At 42.6% G+C, this 17433-nt stretch carries 10 protein-coding genes, 6 tRNA genes, 3 rRNA genes and 1 pseudogene; 14 read left to right on the top strand and 6 right to left on the bottom strand.

What is annotated here, in order from left to right:
- The 4 genes from L3V25_RS04795 to rrf (L3V25_RS04810) all read left to right on the top strand — a co-directional run.
- Positions 1-78 (top strand): 23S ribosomal RNA (locus L3V25_RS04795); the annotation flags it as partial.
- A 136-nt stretch (positions 79-214) separates the two neighbouring features.
- Positions 215-330: ribosomal RNA gene (gene rrf / locus L3V25_RS04800) — 5S ribosomal RNA — on the top strand.
- 70 nt (positions 331-400) lie between these two features.
- A tRNA-Thr gene (locus L3V25_RS04805) sits at positions 401-477 on the top strand.
- Positions 478-524: 47 nt separating this feature from the next.
- Positions 525-640, top strand: a 5S ribosomal RNA gene (gene rrf, locus L3V25_RS04810).
- A 42-nt stretch (positions 641-682) separates the two neighbouring features.
- Here rrf (L3V25_RS04810) and ilvY read toward each other — a convergent pair.
- On the bottom strand, positions 683-1573 hold the full coding sequence (ilvY, locus tag L3V25_RS04815; RefSeq protein ID WP_237294370.1) for an HTH-type transcriptional activator IlvY: 891 nt from the start codon (positions 1571-1573) through the stop codon (positions 683-685).
- A 166-nt stretch (positions 1574-1739) separates the two neighbouring features.
- Between ilvY and ilvC the strand changes: the two genes are divergently transcribed.
- Positions 1740-3224, top strand: coding sequence for a ketol-acid reductoisomerase (gene ilvC, locus L3V25_RS04820; protein WP_237294371.1), 1485 nt, complete (start codon positions 1740-1742; stop codon positions 3222-3224).
- A gap of 162 nt (positions 3225-3386) precedes the next feature.
- Here the strand turns inward: ilvC and L3V25_RS04825 are convergent, their stop codons facing one another.
- From L3V25_RS04825 to L3V25_RS04840, 4 genes and pseudogenes are all read right to left on the bottom strand, one after another.
- Positions 3387-3641, bottom strand: a complete 255-nt coding sequence (locus tag L3V25_RS04825; protein WP_027696353.1) for an accessory factor UbiK family protein — start codon at positions 3639-3641, stop codon at positions 3387-3389.
- 180 nt (positions 3642-3821) lie between these two features.
- Positions 3822-6857 (bottom strand): annotated as a pseudogene (locus tag L3V25_RS04830) (multidrug efflux RND transporter permease subunit); the annotation flags it as partial.
- 11 nt (positions 6858-6868) lie between these two features.
- Positions 6869-7975: an efflux RND transporter periplasmic adaptor subunit gene (locus L3V25_RS04835; RefSeq protein WP_237294373.1), complete on the bottom strand. Its 1107-nt coding sequence runs from the start codon at positions 7973-7975 to the stop codon at positions 6869-6871.
- Between the two features lie 18 nt (positions 7976-7993).
- On the bottom strand, positions 7994-8617 hold the full coding sequence (locus L3V25_RS04840; protein WP_237294374.1) for a TetR/AcrR family transcriptional regulator: 624 nt from the start codon (positions 8615-8617) through the stop codon (positions 7994-7996).
- Positions 8618-8724: 107 nt separating this feature from the next.
- On the opposite strand from L3V25_RS04840, the gene rep reads away from it, so the two are divergent.
- Entirely contained in the window at positions 8725-10740 is a 2016-nt protein-coding gene (gene rep / locus L3V25_RS04845) for a DNA helicase Rep (protein WP_237294375.1), read from the top strand.
- 96 nt (positions 10741-10836) lie between these two features.
- Here rep and L3V25_RS04850 read toward each other — a convergent pair whose 3' ends face one another.
- Complete coding sequence (locus L3V25_RS04850) at positions 10837-11250, bottom strand: cytochrome c5 family protein (protein ID WP_237294376.1); 414 nt, start codon at positions 11248-11250, stop codon at positions 10837-10839.
- Between the two features lie 288 nt (positions 11251-11538).
- On the opposite strand from L3V25_RS04850, the gene L3V25_RS04855 reads away from it, so the two are divergent.
- The 8 genes from L3V25_RS04855 to L3V25_RS04890 all read left to right on the top strand — a co-directional run bounded on the left by L3V25_RS04855 (position 11539) and on the right by L3V25_RS04890 (position 17432).
- Positions 11539-11615: transfer RNA gene (locus L3V25_RS04855), tRNA-Arg, on the top strand.
- Positions 11616-11648: 33 nt separating this feature from the next.
- Positions 11649-11724: transfer RNA gene (locus tag L3V25_RS04860), tRNA-His, on the top strand.
- A 92-nt stretch (positions 11725-11816) separates the two neighbouring features.
- Positions 11817-11893, top strand: a tRNA-Pro gene (locus tag L3V25_RS04865).
- Positions 11894-12028: 135 nt separating this feature from the next.
- Positions 12029-12104, top strand: a tRNA-His gene (locus L3V25_RS04870).
- Positions 12105-12196: 92 nt separating this feature from the next.
- Positions 12197-12273: transfer RNA gene (locus tag L3V25_RS04875), tRNA-Pro, on the top strand.
- A 640-nt stretch (positions 12274-12913) separates the two neighbouring features.
- Positions 12914-14629: an ABC transporter ATP-binding protein gene (locus L3V25_RS04880; protein ID WP_237294377.1), complete on the top strand. Its 1716-nt coding sequence runs from the start codon at positions 12914-12916 to the stop codon at positions 14627-14629.
- A 114-nt stretch (positions 14630-14743) separates the two neighbouring features.
- Positions 14744-16303, top strand: a complete 1560-nt coding sequence (locus L3V25_RS04885; RefSeq protein WP_237294378.1) for an ABC transporter substrate-binding protein — start codon at positions 14744-14746, stop codon at positions 16301-16303.
- Between the two features lie 151 nt (positions 16304-16454).
- Positions 16455-17432 carry an ABC transporter permease gene (locus L3V25_RS04890; RefSeq protein ID WP_237294379.1) on the top strand — a complete coding sequence of 326 codons (978 nt, stop codon included), beginning with the start codon at positions 16455-16457 and terminating at the stop codon, positions 17430-17432.
- The last annotated feature ends 1 nt before the right edge of the window (position 17433 follow it).

Below are 17433 nucleotides of genomic sequence, written 5' to 3' on the forward strand. Positions count from 1 at the left end.
CGACGTTGATAGGTTGGGTGTGTAAGCGCTGCGAGGCGTTGAGCTAACCAATACTAATTGCCCGTGAGGCTTAACCATACAACACCTAAAGGGTTTTGGTTGGACTGAATAGAAGAATACATATTGATACTTGAATGAGTGTGAGAACGAGTTAGAGATAACAGACAGCTTTCCGAATTAAGTTAAACGCTTAAGCGTTTAACAAAAGAATTTGCTTGGCGACCATAGCGCTTTGGACCCACCTGATTCCATGCCGAACTCAGAAGTGAAACGAAGTAGCGCCGATGGTAGTGTGGGGTTTCCCCATGTGAGAGTAGGACATCGCCAGGCTTTATTTTGAAAGAGCCCGTATTAAACGGGCTTTTTTATGTTCGAAGCAAAATTATTGCTGAGAATATATGCTGATATAGCTCAGCCCGGTAGAGCGCACCCTTGGTAAGGGTGAGGTCCCCAGTTCGAGTCTGGGTATCAGCACCACTATTTAGCATTGCAACGGCCTCATCAAATTAGCCGTAACAGTTTTGCTTAGCGACAATAGCACTTTGGACCCACCTGATTCCATGCCGAACTCAGAAGTGAAACGAAGTAGCGCCGATGGTAGTGTGGGGTTTCCCCATGTGAGAGTAGGACATTGCTAGGCTTATATTTTAAGGCCTCCCTGAATTGGGAGGCCTTTTTCGTATTACGCTTTTATAAATTTATTTTGTGATACCTGCCATAATGCCTTTATTAGCGGATTTTGCAGCTGAGATCGTTGACAACAAATCCCTAGTTTAAAAGGTTTAATCGGTGCGACCTTCAAACGTTGAATTTTATCTTTAACTGGACTGTTATTGATGACCACATCAGGAGCTATTCCCACTCCTAAACCAAGTGCAACCATACTAACAACCCCTTCATGACCGGATGTTTGAGCATAAATAGTAGGCTTAAACTTCATCTCTCTAAACCAAGTATTACTCCTATCTCGAGCGGTGCCGGCTTCTGGAATGATAAAAGGAATTTGAGTCCAATCAGGTTGTTTTTTTTGCAGTTCAGCAGTGAAACTACTATGGGCATTTGGAGCAATGACAGATAAGGGAATTTCACCGATTGTTTCAAACTCTAAACGCGCAGGTAGCTGTGTCGGCAAAGCGCTTATCACAATGTCGGCCTCATCGCGTAATAACTTATCAATCGCTTGTGCCGGATCTCCGGTTGAGAGTTTCAATTCGATTTTAGGGTAGGCCAGCCGGAAGTCGGTTAAAATTTCGGGTAAATGACTAAAGCTCGCAGTCACCGAGCAAAATAATCGAATTTCTCCGGTTAACTGCTGTTCATTACCTTGTTGGCTATTGCAAAACTGAGTCCACTCTTGAGTGATATGGGTGGCAACTGGAAGGAGTTTTTTTCCTGCTTCCGTTAGCTCAACACTTCGGTTATCTCTAACCAGTAGCGATTGTCCTACCTCTTCTTCTAACTTTTGGATCTGCCTACTTAAAGCGGACGGGCTAATATGCATCGCAGATGCCGTCTTACTGAAGTTTTGACTACTGCATAGATGGACAAATAAGTGAAGACTACGAATATTCATTGTGATCCTATTAACGTTATTGCACTTTTCGCAATGATTACTTGTGAATATATCACTTTGAGCAATTGAATTCGTGTTTTAATATCAAATCATCGAGTAAGGACATCTTTATAGCAACGCTTACTCAACGTTATTATGGATTAATTAAAGACAGGATTTTTAGATTATGGCTAACTATTTCAATACCTTGAATCTACGTGAGCAATTAGACCAATTAGGTCGTTGTCGTTTTATGGATCGCGAAGAGTTTTCACAAGAAGCTGATTACCTAAAAGGTAAGAAAGTCGTAATCGTAGGTTGTGGTGCTCAAGGCCTTAACCAAGGTTTAAATATGCGTGATTCAGGATTAAATGTTGCGTATGCACTTCGTCAAGCAGCAATTGATGAGCAACGTCAATCGTTTAAAAATGCTAAAGATAACGGTTTTGAAGTAGCAAGCTATGAAGAATTAATTCCTCAAGCTGATCTAGTAGTAAACTTGACTCCAGATAAGCAGCATACGAATGTGGTTGAAACTGTGATGCCATTGATGAAACAAGGTGCAGCGCTTGGTTACTCTCATGGTTTCAACATCGTTGAAGAAGGCATGCAGATTCGTAAAGATATTACGGTAGTGATGGTTGCGCCTAAATGTCCTGGTACAGAAGTTCGTGAAGAATATAAACGTGGTTTTGGTGTTCCAACGCTTATTGCTGTGCACCCTGAAAATGATCCACAAGGTGAAGGTCTAGAAATTGCTAAAGCATGGGCTGCGGCAACAGGTGGTCACCGTGCAGGTGTACTAGAGTCTTCATTCGTAGCAGAAGTAAAATCTGATTTAATGGGTGAGCAAACTATTCTTTGTGGCATGCTTCAAGCAGGCTCAATCGTTTGTTATGAGAAGATGATTGCAGATGGTATTGATCCTGGCTATGCCGGTAAGTTACTGCAATTTGGATGGGAAACTATCACTGAAGCATTAAAATTTGGTGGCGTAACTCACATGATGGATCGTCTATCAAACCCTGCTAAAGTAAAAGCATTTGAGCTATCTGAAGAGCTTAAAGACCTAATGCGTCCACTGTATAACAAGCACATGGATGACATCATCTGTGGTGAATTCTCACGTACTATGATGGAAGACTGGGCTAACGATGACAAGAACCTACTAGGCTGGCGTGAAGAAACGGGTCAAACTGCGTTTGAGAATTACCCTGAATCAAATGTAGAAATCTCAGAACAAGAATACTTTGATAATGGCATTCTAATGATTGCAATGGTTCGTGCTGGCGTTGAGCTAGCATTTGAAGCGATGACAGCTTCCGGCATCATTGATGAATCAGCTTACTACGAGTCACTACACGAATTGCCACTGATTGCTAATACGGTTGCCCGTAAGCGTCTATATGAAATGAATGTGGTTATCTCAGATACCGCTGAATACGGTAACTACTTATTCGCGAATGTTGCCACGCCGCTACTTCGTGAAAAATTCATGCCGAAAGTCGGTACAGATGTAATCGGTAAGGGCTTAAAAGAAGAAAGTAATCAAGTTGATAACGGTCAGTTGATTGAGATTAATGATGCGCTACGTAACCACCCAGTTGAGTGGATTGGTCAAGAGCTACGTGGGTACATGAAGGATATGAAACGTATTGCCGTTGGTGGCTAAATTACTTGTTATATCTCAGACTTTCGGTGTCGTTGGTGCTCATTGACTATCGTCAACTCCGCGCCAACTCCTAGAAAGTCAGAGATATTCCGACGTAATTCCGAACTAGATAAAAAAGGCTTGCCTATTGATGGGCAAGCCTTATTTTTTCGAAATTCGAAACTATTCTTTTTCGCTTAATTTACTTTCTAAGTCAGCTAGTTTTGCTTCGAGGTCATTCAGTTTTTGACGAGTACGCAGTAGAACTTGGGTTTGTACATCAAATTCTTCACGTGAAACCACATCTAACTTGTTGAGTTGTCCTTGGATCACTTGGCGAACTTTTTGATCAACGTCGGAACCAAGGTCTTTTACTGGCTGAGGCATTGATTCGTGAATTTGTTTGGCAATTTGCTCAATTTTCTTAGCATCAAACATCTGGTTAGCTCCTAAATAATATTGCGTTATTTTATGCAAATCTGTTCAAAATGTCTCGGCTTGTTATCGCGAAATAAAACAAAGGCTACCAATTTAGCTGGTAGCCTTTGTATTTAACTTATCCAATATGAAGAGTTAGTGTTTAGGCTCTTCGATAGCTGGAATACTTTCATCGAACTCTGGTAGAGGTTTATGTTCACTTGCTAAGTAGCTGTAAATGACAGGCAATACAAACAAGGTAAACAAAGTACCAATGGCAAGGCCCGCTACGATAACAATACCAATACTAAAGCGCTGAGCCGCACCTGCACCGCTGGCATAAAGTAGAGGGATTAAACCTGCAATCATCGCTGCTGTCGTCATTAAGATTGGACGAAGACGAATTTTTGCAGACTCCATTACCGCTTCCATTTTTGATTTACCGTGATGTAGTTGCTCTTCTTTAGCTACCTCACAAATCAAAATACCGTGTTTGGTGATAAGACCAACTAGTGTGATCAACCCTACCTGAGAGTAGATGTTCATGGTTGCCGCACCCCAAGCAAGGGCGATCAATGCACCACAAATTGCCAGTGGTACCGATACCATGATGACTAACGGATCTCGGATGGATTCAAATTGAATCGCAAGTACCAAGAAGATAATCGCTAGCGCCAAACCAAATGTGGCATACAGCGCACTACCTTCAGTCACGTATTGTCTTGCTTCCCCTAAATACTCATGGCTATAGCCTAGAGGTAGTTTAGTTTCAGCAATGTTTTCGAACCAATCAACCGCTTGCCCCATAGAAGCTGTTGGTGCTGGAACCGCACTAATATTAGCTGAGTTCAGCTGATTTAAGTGAGGTAGCGACAGCGGTTGAGCGATAACGTCAATATTAACTAAGCCGCTAAGTGGCACCGAATGTCCGTTAGATGCTCGAACATAATAGCCATTCATCGATTCAGGGTTGAGGCGGAATTTACGCTCTACTTGAGGTATTACCTCATAAGATCGGCCATTGAGATCGATACGGTTAACATAACCGTCAGACATCATAGTACCAATGGTCACTGCGATATCTTGCATAGTCACGCCGTAAGCTCCGGCTTTATCTTTATCAATATTGATTTTCATGGTTGCTGAATCAAAATTGAGATCCAATGTTGAGTAAACAAACAATGGGCTTTTGCCTACTTCTACCAAAATGTCACTGGCAATTTGGAATAAGCTTTCAAAGCTGTTTGGCGTAGTGATCACAAACTGCATTGGTAAGCCTGAACCCGCACCTGGTAACTCTGGCATTTGGAAAGCCGATACTGCCATACCTGGGATATCTTTCATCAGATTACCCACACGCTCGGTGACTTCCGATTGGCTCGCTTCACGCTGGCTCCACGGTTTCATCGAAGCAATACCAAAAGCTTGGTTAGATGCAGGAACACCGGTGAATGCCTGAGCGTATTGAATCTCTGGTTGATCAACCAATACATCGTTTACTTCATTCATGGTGTTTTGTAAGTAGTCTAAGTTAGCATTAGATGGACCTGTACCCATTAATACCACAACGCCTTTATCTTCCGATGGTGCTAATTCACTAGGAATGAACTTAAACAGTAGTGGCAAACTTGCCATAACAATGACCGCAAATGCGATTAGCACTGGTCGATGTTGCATTACTGCACGCAACATACGCTCATAGCGATTGGTCATGCGATCTAATACGCTGTGTACTACGACTTCAAAGCGACTCGGCTCTGAGTGGGCTTTAAGCATCTTAGAACACATTACCGGTGATAGTGTTAAGGCAATAATTCCCGACACAAATACTGCACCTGCTAGAGTTAAGGCAAATTCCTTAAATAATGAACCCGTAATACCGCCCATCAATGCAATCGGAGCATATACCGCACCTAGCGTTAATGTCATCGCGATAACTGGAACCGCAATCTCACGAGTACCAATAATCGCCGCCCTAAATGGTGGTTCGCCGAGTTTTATATGCCGATCGACGTTTTCCAATACCACGATGGCATCATCAACTACCAGTCCTATAGCCAGTACCATTGCCAGCAGGGTCATCAAGTTCCATGAGAATCCCATCGCCTGCATAACGACCGCTACACCAACCAAAGATAATGGAATGGTGATGATTGGAATGATAACCGCGCGAAGTGAACCTAGGAATAAGGTGATCACCACCAATACGATTAATGCAGCTTCCAATATGGTATGAATAACTTCATTGATTGATTCATTGATCGCAACCGTTGAATCATAAAGGATTCGCATTTCAATATTGCTAGGTAGGTTTTTTTCCAAGTCAGGCAATAGTTCTAAAATATCATGTGCAATATTGATCGGGTTGGCAGTTGGTGAGGCATCAATTGCCGCCACTACCGCTTCATCACCATTTGAAGTCGCACGATAAGTATCATGGCTTTTGGCTAATGAAACCTTGGCGATATCAGTTAGTCTAACTACTTGTCCCTTATCAGACTTGACCACTAAGCGTTCAAGTTCTGCTGTATCTTCGACCTGAGTGTTAGCACTACCGTTGTAAACAACAAATTCACCAGTAGATTGACCGGTTGCTGATTGGTAGTTGTTGGCATTTAAAATGCCCATGACATCCGTCGCGGTTAAATCGAAGGCTGCCATTTTGGATGGATCAAGCCAGATACGTAACGCGTACTTTTGCCCACCATACAGGTTGACCTTAGAAACACCATTAACGGTAAATAACTGAGGGTTAATTACTCGCTCAAGGTAATCGGTAATTTGGCTAGACTCCAGTTCATCAGAGGTAAAGCCGATATAAAGTACCGAAGTTGTTGAACCTGTCGACATGGTTACCGTTGGATCTTCCGCTTCTTTCGGTAACTGTGAACGAACCGAGTTAGTTTGTGCCAAAATATCGGCTAACGCACCATTAGGATCGGTATTCAGTTTCATCGTCACCGTAATGGTCGATAAACCTAACACTGAGCTGGAGGTCATGTAGTCGATATTATCGGCTTGGGCGATCGCTTGCTCCAAAGGCTGAGTAATAAAGCCTTGGATCAAGTTTGCGTCCGCACCATAGTAGCTGGTCGTTACCGTTACAACGGTGTTGGTCATTTCGGGGTATTCGCGAACGGACATTTTGAAGATGGCTTGAAAACCAAGCAATGCAATCAAAAGACTGATCGATACCGCCAAAACTGGACGTTTTATAAAAACATCAGTAAAGCGCATAGTGCCTCCAGTTACAGCATTGGGGTTTGGGCAGGTGGAGTGGTTGCGTCACTCTCCACAACTTTAACTTTCGAGTTATTACTCAAACGAACTTGTCCCGAAGTGACAATGGTTTGGCCTGGTTTTAAGCCTTCCATAATATGAGCAACACTGCCCGCACGTTCACCCACTTTTACTACTGTTTGGGTAACACGCTGTACGCCATCTTTTTCTTCAAGCACATAAATACTGTCGCCATAAAGGGTATATGTGATTGCTGTTTGAGGAGCGATGATTTGATCTTTTAATGTTGGTAGCACAATGCTAGCGCGGGCAAACATACCACTACGTAACTTGCCATCATTATTCGGAATATGTGCTTGTACCTGAATTAAACCGCTTTGTGCGTTAACTGCAGGGGAAATAGCACTGATAGAGCCTTCAAAGGTTTTATCGGCAAAAGAGTCGACAGTAATATTTACTTTCTGATCGACGTGAATTTTGCTGATATCAGTTTGCGGAACCGTAAAGCGTAAACGCATCACGCTGGTATCTTCTAAGCGTACTACTTCAGTACCTGTCTCTAAAAATTGACCAAGAAAGACATTACGTAGACCAACGATGCCATCGAAAGGAGCGGTAACCGTACGACGATCAATTGATGCTTTCAGGCTTGCAATATCGGCTGATAGAGACAAGTAGGTTGCTTGTGCTTCATCGTATGCTTCTTTTGATACCGAACCTTTTGCATAAAGATCTTTATAGCGAAGATACTTAGCTTTCGCTGCAGGCAACTTAGCTTGAGAGCTTTGTAATTGTGCTTTTTCTACCTTAGAGTCAACTTCAACCAGTACATCGTCTTTTTTGACACTAATGCCAGAATCAAAATGAATGCTATCAATTTGACCGCTGGTTTGTGCCGTTAACGTTACGCCTTGAATTGGCTCGATGAAGCCAATGGCATTGATGGTTGGAACCCAATCTTCGGGATCAACTTTAGTCACGGTTACCGGAAATTCCGGCTCTGGCATATTTGCCATGTACTCGGCAATTTTTTTCTGCTTAAACATATTAAAGCCAATCACACTACCAAACAGTAGTATTGCGATGATCAGCATAACGAAAGTCCACTTTTTCATTTCGTCAGAACTCCAAAATTAATGTTGAATAACCGCATCCCAACTCGCTTCAATCGCGGAGTCAAGGGCAGTATCAGTGATAATGTAACAACCAAGTACGTGTTTTCTGGCTATTGATAAACAAACATCTAAACTCAAACTAGCAAGTAAGTGATTATCTAATGGTTTAAAAACACCGAGAGCTTTCCCTTCATTAAACATAGCTTCAATTTTATGGAATAGCTTACGTTCCATTTCTGAGCCACAGCTTGGCCTCGTGGGTAAAGATTCATACTGGATTCGGTTGAGAATTACATCGACTTCATTTTGAGTCGTAGTAACATGAGCAACATTTCTCCAGATTAAAATGAATCTTTCTTTGAGAGGCATGTGTTCTTCAACACCTTGCTGTACCATATCAGCTACACGCTGTAGGACATGTATGCGCACCGCTTCAACCAAGTCATTTTTATCTTGGAAATAACGGTAGATGGTTCCCGCGGCAACACCGGCTTCTTGAGCCAGTTTGTTCATAGATAACCCTTGAAAGCCATTTTTAGCAATCATATGTTCAGCGCTATTCAATATGAGTTGTCGTTTATCTAACAGCGAATTGTCTTTAGAATTAACCATAGAAAAACCAGGTAATGAATGAACGTTCATTCATTATATTCAGGATTTATTGATTAGTCAGTAAAAATAAAAAATAAGTATTCATTTGTTACACCTTGATTAGGGTAGCAGGCGTAGAGAAAAGTATTGAGCTCAGTATGAAGTTAAACCCTCGACAAGATGAAGCAGTAAAATATGTCTCCGGCCCATGCTTGGTGCTCGCGGGTGCAGGCTCGGGCAAGACTCGTGTGATCACCAATAAAATGGCCTACCTTGTGCAGCAATGTGGCTACCAAGCGAGGCATATCGCAGCGGTTACTTTTACCAATAAAGCCGCAAGAGAAATGAAAGAGCGTGTTGGCCAAACCTTAGGCAAGAAAGAAGCTCGCGGCTTGATGGTGTCAACCTTCCATACGCTAGGTCTCAATATCATTCGCCGTGAATATAAATCATTAGGATTAAAAGCCGGCTTCTCGCTATTTGATGATCAAGACCAGTTAGCCTTGTTGAAAGATCTAACCGAAGAGCAACTCGATGGTGATAAAGATTTACTGCGCCAACTATTAAGCAGCATTTCTAATTGGAAAAATGACATGCTGACCGCCGATCAAGTCAAAGCGCAAGCACGTTCAGAACAAGAGCAGTTGTTCGCCTTTTGTTTTGAAAAATACTTGAACCAAATGAAAGCCTATAATGCGCTTGATTTTGATGATCTGATTGCCATGCCAGTACTACTACTGAAAACCAATAGTGAGGTGCGTGAGCGTTGGCAGTCTAAAATTCGCTACTTGCTGGTGGATGAATATCAAGATACCAACACCAGTCAGTATGAATTAGTACGTCTCATTGTCGGTGAAAGAGCGCGTTTAACCGTGGTAGGAGATGACGACCAATCGATTTATTCTTGGCGTGGTGCTCGCCCACAAAACCTAGTGTTGCTTAATCAAGATTTCCCACAATTAAAAGTGATTAAGTTGGAGCAAAATTACCGCTCAACCAGTCGAATTCTACGTTGCGCCAATATTCTTATCGCCAATAATCCACACGTATTTGAAAAAACGCTTTTCTCTGAAATTCCCGATGGCGAAAAGCTAAAGTTGCTTACCGCCAAAAATGAAGAGCATGAAGCCGAGCGAGTCACCGGTGAAATCATTGCGCATCGTTTCTTAAATCGTACTCAATATAAAGACTATGCGATTTTGTACCGTGGTAATCACCAATCTCGCTTGATTGAAAAGTCGCTCATGCAAAACCGGGTGCCGTACAAGATTTCAGGCGGCACTTCATTTTTTGCTCGTGCTGAAATTAAAGACATGATGGCCTACCTGCGCGTTCTGGTTAACCCAGATGATGACAATGCCTTCTTGCGAATTGTGAATACACCTAAGCGTGAAATTGGCCCTGTGACGCTCGAAAAGCTTGGTAGTTACGCCAATATGCGCGGTAAAAGTTTATTTGAGGCCAGTTTTGAGTTGGGGCTTGAGCAACATTTATCTGGCAGAGGCTTAGAATCACTGCGACGCTTTACCGCTTGGATTGTTGAAATTGCTGATAATGCGGAAAGAGGCAATACAGTTGAGGCAGTACGCTCATTGGTGCGTGACATCAATTATGAGGATTGGTTATACGAAACTTCATCGAGCCCTAAAGCAGCAGAAATGCGCATGAAGAATGTCTCTGATCTTTATACGTGGATCACTGCAGATTTAGAAGGCGATAACTACGATCAAGAAGTAAAGACTCTAAAAGAAGTGGTTCAACGCCTAACGCTACGTGACATGATGGAGCGCGGGGAAGGCGATGATGATGCCGACCAAGTCCAGTTGATGACATTGCATGCCTCTAAAGGTTTAGAGTTCCCTTATGTCTATTTAATGGGAGCAGAAGAGGGCATCTTGCCACACCAAACCAGTATCGATGAAGAAAATGTCGATGAAGAGCGTCGTTTAATGTATGTCGGTATTACCCGTGCGCAGAAAGAGCTGATCTTTACGATGTGTCGTGAGCGTCGCCAATATGGTGAGCTAATTAAACCAACACAAAGCCGTTTCTTAGATGAACTGCCTTTTGATGATGTTGAGTGGGAATTACAGAAAAAACCACAAAGCGCAGAAGAACGGATGGAGAAAGGCCAAGCCCATATTGCGAATTTACGGGCTATGTTTAAAAAGTAGTTAAGCTGATTTGTTAGGTGAGATAAACTAGGTGTTTAATAAATAAGAAAGCCTCGTACTAGCAGAGTACGAGGCTTTGTTTATGCGTCACGGTATTTATAAGCCAGCAATCATGTGCTCGATAGCCGCTTTGATCTCATCATCAGAACAATCCATACAAGTCCCTTTCGGTGGCATTGCATTAAAGCCTTCGATGGCATGCTTAATTAATGTATCTTCACCTTGTGCAATACGTGCTCCCCAATCTCCAGCATCACCTTTCTTCGGTGCGCCACTGACGCCAGTACCATGACAAGCAACACAGAAAGTGCCATACACAGTTGCGCCATCACGAGGACCTGATGCTTCAGCAGTAGCAGGTTCACTGCCCGCTAGGTAGACATCTCCAACAGGTTTAATACGATCAGCGATCGCAGCTCGTTCACTATCACTTATTCCAGAAGCAAAAGCGAAAGAAGAAAAGGTAAGTGTCGCGGTAAGTATCATTAAGGTTTGGCGAATCATATCCATAAACTCACTATATGCTTAGGCCGATAAAAAAGACCTAGATAAAAACAAAGCTTCATTGCTCTTCGAAGGAGCAGTATATCGTTATAAAATTGTAAATAAGTCGTGATTGTATCCTTTTAATAACGTGGCATAAACTATAAGATTGCAGTGACATGGTGTGCGTCACATCCTAAATAGGTTTATTTATTGCTTAATTGTTGAAAAACGCACCAAACAGTAAAAAAAGTTCAAAAAACACTAGACGGCCTAGTGTGATATACGTATTATTCCACTCCGCCGATAGGGCATGCGCCCGTAGCTCAGCTGGATAGAGCGTTGCCCTCCGGAGGCAAAGGTCGAAGGTTCGAATCCTTTCGGGCGTGCCATTCGGAAAGCGGAAATATCGGTACAAAACATTGGTGGCTATAGCTCAGTTGGTAGAGTCCCGGATTGTGATTCCGGTTGTCGCGGGTTCAAACCCCGTTAGCCACCCCATATTTTAGGTACGAGTTTATAGTCCCTAGTTACTAGGAAGATTAAAACTGGCACCTCTAGGAACTAGAAAACTAGGGACTAGGAACTTATATCGGTGAATAGCGCAGCTTGGTAGCGCATCTGGTTTGGGACCAGAGGGTCGGGGGTTCGAATCCCTCTTCACCGACCATTTTAAATAAACTTTTGTGATAAACAGAAGTTTCGGTGCAAGAAACCCGACAAATCGTGGGTTCGCCTGATATTAGAATCTTGGCTCTTCACCGATCATATTTTAAAGCCTCACTCAGGTGAGGCTTTAACTTTGGTGGCTATAGCTCAGTTGGTAGAGTCCCGGATTGTGATTCCGGTTGTCGCGGGTTCAAACCCCGTTAGCCACCCCATATTTTAGGTACGAGTTTATAGTCCCTAGTTACTAGGAAGATTAAAACTGGCACCTCTAGGAACTAGAAAACTAGGGACTAGGAACTTACATCGGTGAATAGCGCAGCTTGGTAGCGCATCTGGTTTGGGACCAGAGGGTCGGGGGTTCGAATCCCTCTTCACCGACCACCTTTAAAAAGCCACATCGAAAGATGTGGCTTTTTTGCATCTAAGCCCGACGGGTCGTGGGTTCGTCTGATGTTAGAATATTGGCTCTTCACCGACCACTTTATAAAAAGCTCTGCAGAAATGCGGAGCTTTTTTACATTTTAATCTCGCCAGATCGCGAGGTGAGTTTGATATTAGACTCTTGGCTCTTCAGCGACTACTTTTAAGAAGTTATATCGAAAGGCGTGGCTTTTGGGTATTAAAATACTGCCGCCTCTAAAGCTGACTGATTATTAGCTTTAACTTTATATCTATGTATTTCTGCTACTTTATTTATTGGTTATCTCAATATTATTTGCTTATTTATGCATTGATTGCATGACAATCTGCTGTGATCTACTGCATGCTTTTTAAGCTAAATCTGTTGTGTTGTTTATTTTGTCAGCAATATTATCTATCCTTTGTTGAAATTTTGTTAATAAATGTGCTTTGTACGGCTTTTTTTGGCGTTTAATATGCTGTTTTATTGCATTTTCATTAATTGTTTGCCAAATTGGAATGCACAATTTGTCTTCCCTCCTTTTTTTATGGGGATTACAACGAATGGATTCGTTTTTTTACAGACAAGGCAGAAAGCTGTCAAAGCAGTAGAGGTCTGGTAATGCCACTTTTAGAAGTTAAAGATTTGCGGATCGAGTATCCGTCGCGTCACGGTGTTCACGCCGCAGTAAAATCCCTTTCTTTCAGCATTGAGCGCGGTGAAATAGTCGGTGTGGTTGGAGAATCTGGAGCGGGTAAATCGACCGTCGGTAATGCGGTTATTGATTTATTAAGCCCTCCAGGTCGTATCGCTGGTGGCGATGTTTACTTGGATGGAGAGAAAATTTCAGGTTTAACGCCTGAACAAATGCGTTCGGTGCGCGGTTCTAAAATTGGGTTTATCTTCCAAGATCCAATGACGTCATTGAATCCTCTATTTACGGTTGAGCATCAACTTACCGAAACCATTCATGCCAATATGAAGGTATCGGAAAAAGAAGCTTACGAACGTGCATTAAACCTAATGAACCAAGTCGGTATTCCTCAACCTGAAAACCGCTTAAAACAATATCCGCACCAATTTTCTGGCGGCATGCGTCAACGTGTGGTGATTGCCATCGCGTTAGCTGGCGAGCCCGATTTAATTATTGCAGATGAACCAACTACCGCGCTTGATGTATCGATTCAAGATCAAATTCTTAGCCTTATTCGCGACTTGTGTATCAAGAATAATGTCGGTTGTATGCTGGTGACCCATGACATGGGCGTAGTTTCTAACGTTACCGATAAAGTCGCGGTAATGTACCGTGGTGACCTTGTTGAATTTGGTCCAACCGCCAAAGTACTTGGCACGCCAGAGCATACTTATACACGAAGCCTTATTTCTGCTGTGCCGCGTTCAGATAAAAAATTCGACCGTTTCCCACTTGTGAGTTATATCGAAGAGGCGCATGAACTTGAGCCGCTTGATGTTAAAACCCACTGGCTTGGTCAAAGCCAAGATCAGCGTGATTACACGGGCCCACTGTTGAGTGTTGAAAATGTTAGCTTACGCTTTACCACCAAAGACTCGTTGTTCGAATCACGTAGAGAATATGTGCAAGCTTCTAATAATGTCAGTTTTGATGTTCATGAAGGGGAAACCTTTGGTTTAGTTGGGGAGTCAGGTTCGGGTAAATCAACCATTGCTCGTGTCATTGCCGGACTATACGCACCAAATGAAGGCAAAGTGACCTTTGAAGGGATTGATTTAACTGCAATTAAATCAGAGCGTGAACGTCGACCATTCCGTCGTCAAATGCAGATGGTGTTCCAAAACCCATATACTTCAATGAATCCTCGCATGAAAATCTTCGATATCATTGCTGAGCCGATTCGTTTTCACAAATTAACTCGTGATGAAAATGAAACGCGCAAGATCGTACATGATCTGTTAGATCACGTAGGTTTAGGCCGTATGGCAGGGGTGAAGTACCCACATGAATTCTCCGGCGGTCAACGTCAACGTATTTCGATTGCTCGTGCTTTAGCAACTCGCCCACGTTTATTGATTTGTGATGAACCGACTTCTGCACTTGATGTATCGGTTCAGGCACAGATCTTGAATCTATTAAAAGACTTACAAGATGAGCTGAACTTAACCATGTTATTTATCAGTCATGATTTGCCAGTTATTCGCCAAATGTGTGATCGCATTGGTGTGATGAAAATGGGGCAATTATTGGAAGTGTCTCCAACCGAACAGCTGTTTACTGATCCGCAACACGAATACAGTAAACAATTGATTTCTTTAATGCCGGAATTTACTGGCCTTAGAGAAGATATGCAAATCGCTTAACGGCGATATCGTATGGGCCGCGAGAGCTCGCTGCCTATGCGACCACAGATGTATAAACACAACACACTCTAAATAAAAACAAGGGATGTCCTCCCGCATGAAGGAGTTATGCAAATGAAAATGATGAAGAGCAAATTAGCCGTAGCATTAATGGCTGCGGGTTTGAGCTTTAACGCAATGGCTGCTGATATTACCGTGGCTTATGATGCTGACCCAGTATCAATGGATCCGCATGAGCAATTATCAGGTGGTACTTTACAGCTGTCTCACATGGTGTTTGACCCGCTAGTTCGCTATAACCAAAAATTTGAGTTTGAAGCTCGTTTGGCTGAAAAGTGGGAGCGAATTGATGATAAAACTATGCGTTTTCATTTGCGTAAAGGCGTGAAATTCCATTCAGGCAATACAATGACGGCCGATGATGTGGTGTGGACTTTCGAACGTTTACAAAACTCACAAGATTTTAAAGCCATTTTTGAACCGTTTGAAAAAGCAGTAAAAGTCGATGATTACACAGTCGATCTTGTGACTAAAGGTGCTTTCCCTCTAGTGCTTCAATCTGCTACTTACATCTTCCCAATGGATAGCAAGTTCTATTCTGGTAAAGATGAAAATGGCAACGATAAAGCTGCAATTGTGAAGCATGGTAACTCTTATGCATCGACTCATATTTCAGGTACTGGTCCTTTCGTTGTGACTGATCGCGAACAAGGCGTAAAAGTCGATTTCGAACGTTTTGCTGACTACTGGGATAAAGATTCAAAAGGTAATGTTGATCACCTAACACTTAAACCAATCAAAGAAAATGCTACTCGTGTGGCTGCTTTGCTTTCTGGTGGTGTGGATATGATTGCTCCAGTTGCACCTAATGACCATGAGCGAGTGAAAGGTGCCGATGGTATTGATTTAGTGACGCTTCCTGGTACACGTATTATTTCTCTACAAATGAACCAACAAAGCAACCCTGCACTAAAAGATAAGCGTGTCCGTCAGGCAATTGTTTATGCAATTAATAATGAAGGGATTGCTAAGCGAATCATGAAAGGCTTCGCAACCGCTGCTGGTCAGCAGAGTCCAGCAGGGTATGCAGGTTACGATGCTGAACTGAAACCTCGTTATGATTTGAAAAAAGCTCAAGAGTTGATGAAAGAAGCGGGCTACGAAGATGGCTTTAGCTTAACCATGATTGCGCCAAATAACCGTTATGTAAATGACGCGAAAATTGCTCAAGCAGCGGCAGCCATGTTGTCAAAAATCGGCATCAAGGTTGATTTGAAAACCATGCCTAAAGCGCAATACTGGCCTGAGTTTGATAAGTGTGCAGCGGATATGCTAATGATTGGTTGGCATGCGGATACCGAAGATTCTGCAAACCTAACCGAATTCTTAACCATGACTCGTGATGAGAAAACCGGTAAAGGTCAATATAACTGTGGCCACTACTCAAACCCAGAAGTCGATAAGCTGATTACTGAAGCGAATACTGAAACCGACCCAGCGAAGCGTAGTGCTGAACTGCAAAAAGTTGAACGTATTCTTTATGATGACGCCGCTTTTGTACCACTACACTGGCAAAACCTAGCATGGGGCGCGAAGTCTAATGTTCACATTACACCAATTGTGAATGCGATGAACTTCCCATACTTTGGTGATTTAGTGGTAGATGAAAAATAAGCTAATTTAACGAAATTAATTCGTTTTTAATTAGTGAGTAATAGGCCGTATTTTCTTCGAATCTTGATATACGGCCCTATAAAAATAAGCTGGTTACTTCTAAGAAATATGGAGCTAACCAGCATTTAATGGATTATTTAAGGGGCAAGGAATGTTAACGTTTCTGGTCAAGCGCCTATTTCAGGCACTGATAGTGATGTTTGTGATCAGTCTAGTAGCGTTTTCCATACAGGATAACCTAGGTGACCCGTTACGTGAGTTAGTCGGGCAATCAGTTTCAGAAGCTGAGCGACAAGCATTGCGTGATGAATTGGGACTCAATGACCCATTCACAGTTAAGTATTCTCGTTTTGTGGTGGATGCACTGCATGGCGATTTAGGCACATCTTACTTTTTTAAAAAACCTGCGGCAGAAGTGATTTTGGATAAACTTCCAGCCACATTAGAACTGGTTTTTGGCGCGACACTAATCATTATCTTTTTGTCGATTCCACTCGGCGTCTATTCTGCGATTAACCCTAAAAGCATTTTAACTAAAGTGATCATGGGCTTTAGTAGTATTGGTATTTCGATTCCGGTTTTCTTAACCGCGATTATGTTGATGTACGTTTTCTCGATAGAGCTAGGTTGGCTGCCATCTTACGGGCGTGGAGATACTAGTGATATTCTAGGTTGGGATTCTGGCCTGTTTACACTCGATGGCTTAGCGCATTTGGTCTTGCCTTGTATTTCTTTGGCTTCAATCATGTTGCCGTTATTTATTCGCTTAGTCCGTTCTGAAATGCTGGAAGTACTAGGCTCTGAATACATTAAATTCTGTCGAGCGAAAGGCTTGGCGATGAACAAAATTTATTACCAACATGCACTGAAAAATACCATGCTACCGGTATTAACGGTTGGTGGTGTGCAGATTGGTACTATGGTGGCATACACCATTTTGACTGAAACCGTATTCCAATGGCCGGGTACAGGCTTTCTTTTCCTTGAAGCGATTAACCGTGTCGATACACCGTTAATTACCGCTTACGTTATCTTCGTTGGTTTGATCTTTGTGGTCACCAATACCATCGTCGATTTGCTTTATGGTTTGGTTAACCCAACCGTCAATATCACAGGAAAAGGAGCATAAT

It is taken from the genome of Vibrio sp. CK2-1 (genome assembly GCF_021726515.1).
Lineage (GTDB): Bacteria > Pseudomonadota > Gammaproteobacteria > Enterobacterales > Vibrionaceae > Vibrio.

Bases quoted from the DNA above. Each gene is read 5' to 3' on its own strand.
- L3V25_RS04825 (WP_027696353.1), bottom strand. From the start codon at position 3,641: ATGTTTGATGCTAAGAAAATTGAGCAAATTGCCAAACAAATTCACGAA.
- ilvY (WP_237294370.1), bottom strand. From the start codon at position 1,573: ATGAATATTCGTAGTCTTCACTTATTTGTCCATCTATGCAGTAGTCAA.
- L3V25_RS04835 (WP_237294373.1), bottom strand. From the start codon at position 7,975: ATGAAAAAGTGGACTTTCGTTATGCTGATCATCGCAATACTACTGTTT.
- L3V25_RS04890 (WP_237294379.1), top strand. From the start codon at position 16,455: ATGTTAACGTTTCTGGTCAAGCGCCTATTTCAGGCACTGATAGTGATG.
- rep (WP_237294375.1), top strand. From the start codon at position 8,725: ATGAAGTTAAACCCTCGACAAGATGAAGCAGTAAAATATGTCTCCGGC.
- L3V25_RS04840 (WP_237294374.1), bottom strand. From the start codon at position 8,617: ATGAACGTTCATTCATTACCTGGTTTTTCTATGGTTAATTCTAAAGAC.
- L3V25_RS04880 (WP_237294377.1), top strand. From the start codon at position 12,914: ATGCCACTTTTAGAAGTTAAAGATTTGCGGATCGAGTATCCGTCGCGT.
- L3V25_RS04850 (WP_237294376.1), bottom strand. From the start codon at position 11,250: ATGGATATGATTCGCCAAACCTTAATGATACTTACCGCGACACTTACC.
- ilvC (WP_237294371.1), top strand. From the start codon at position 1,740: ATGGCTAACTATTTCAATACCTTGAATCTACGTGAGCAATTAGACCAA.
- L3V25_RS04885 (WP_237294378.1), top strand. From the start codon at position 14,744: ATGAAAATGATGAAGAGCAAATTAGCCGTAGCATTAATGGCTGCGGGT.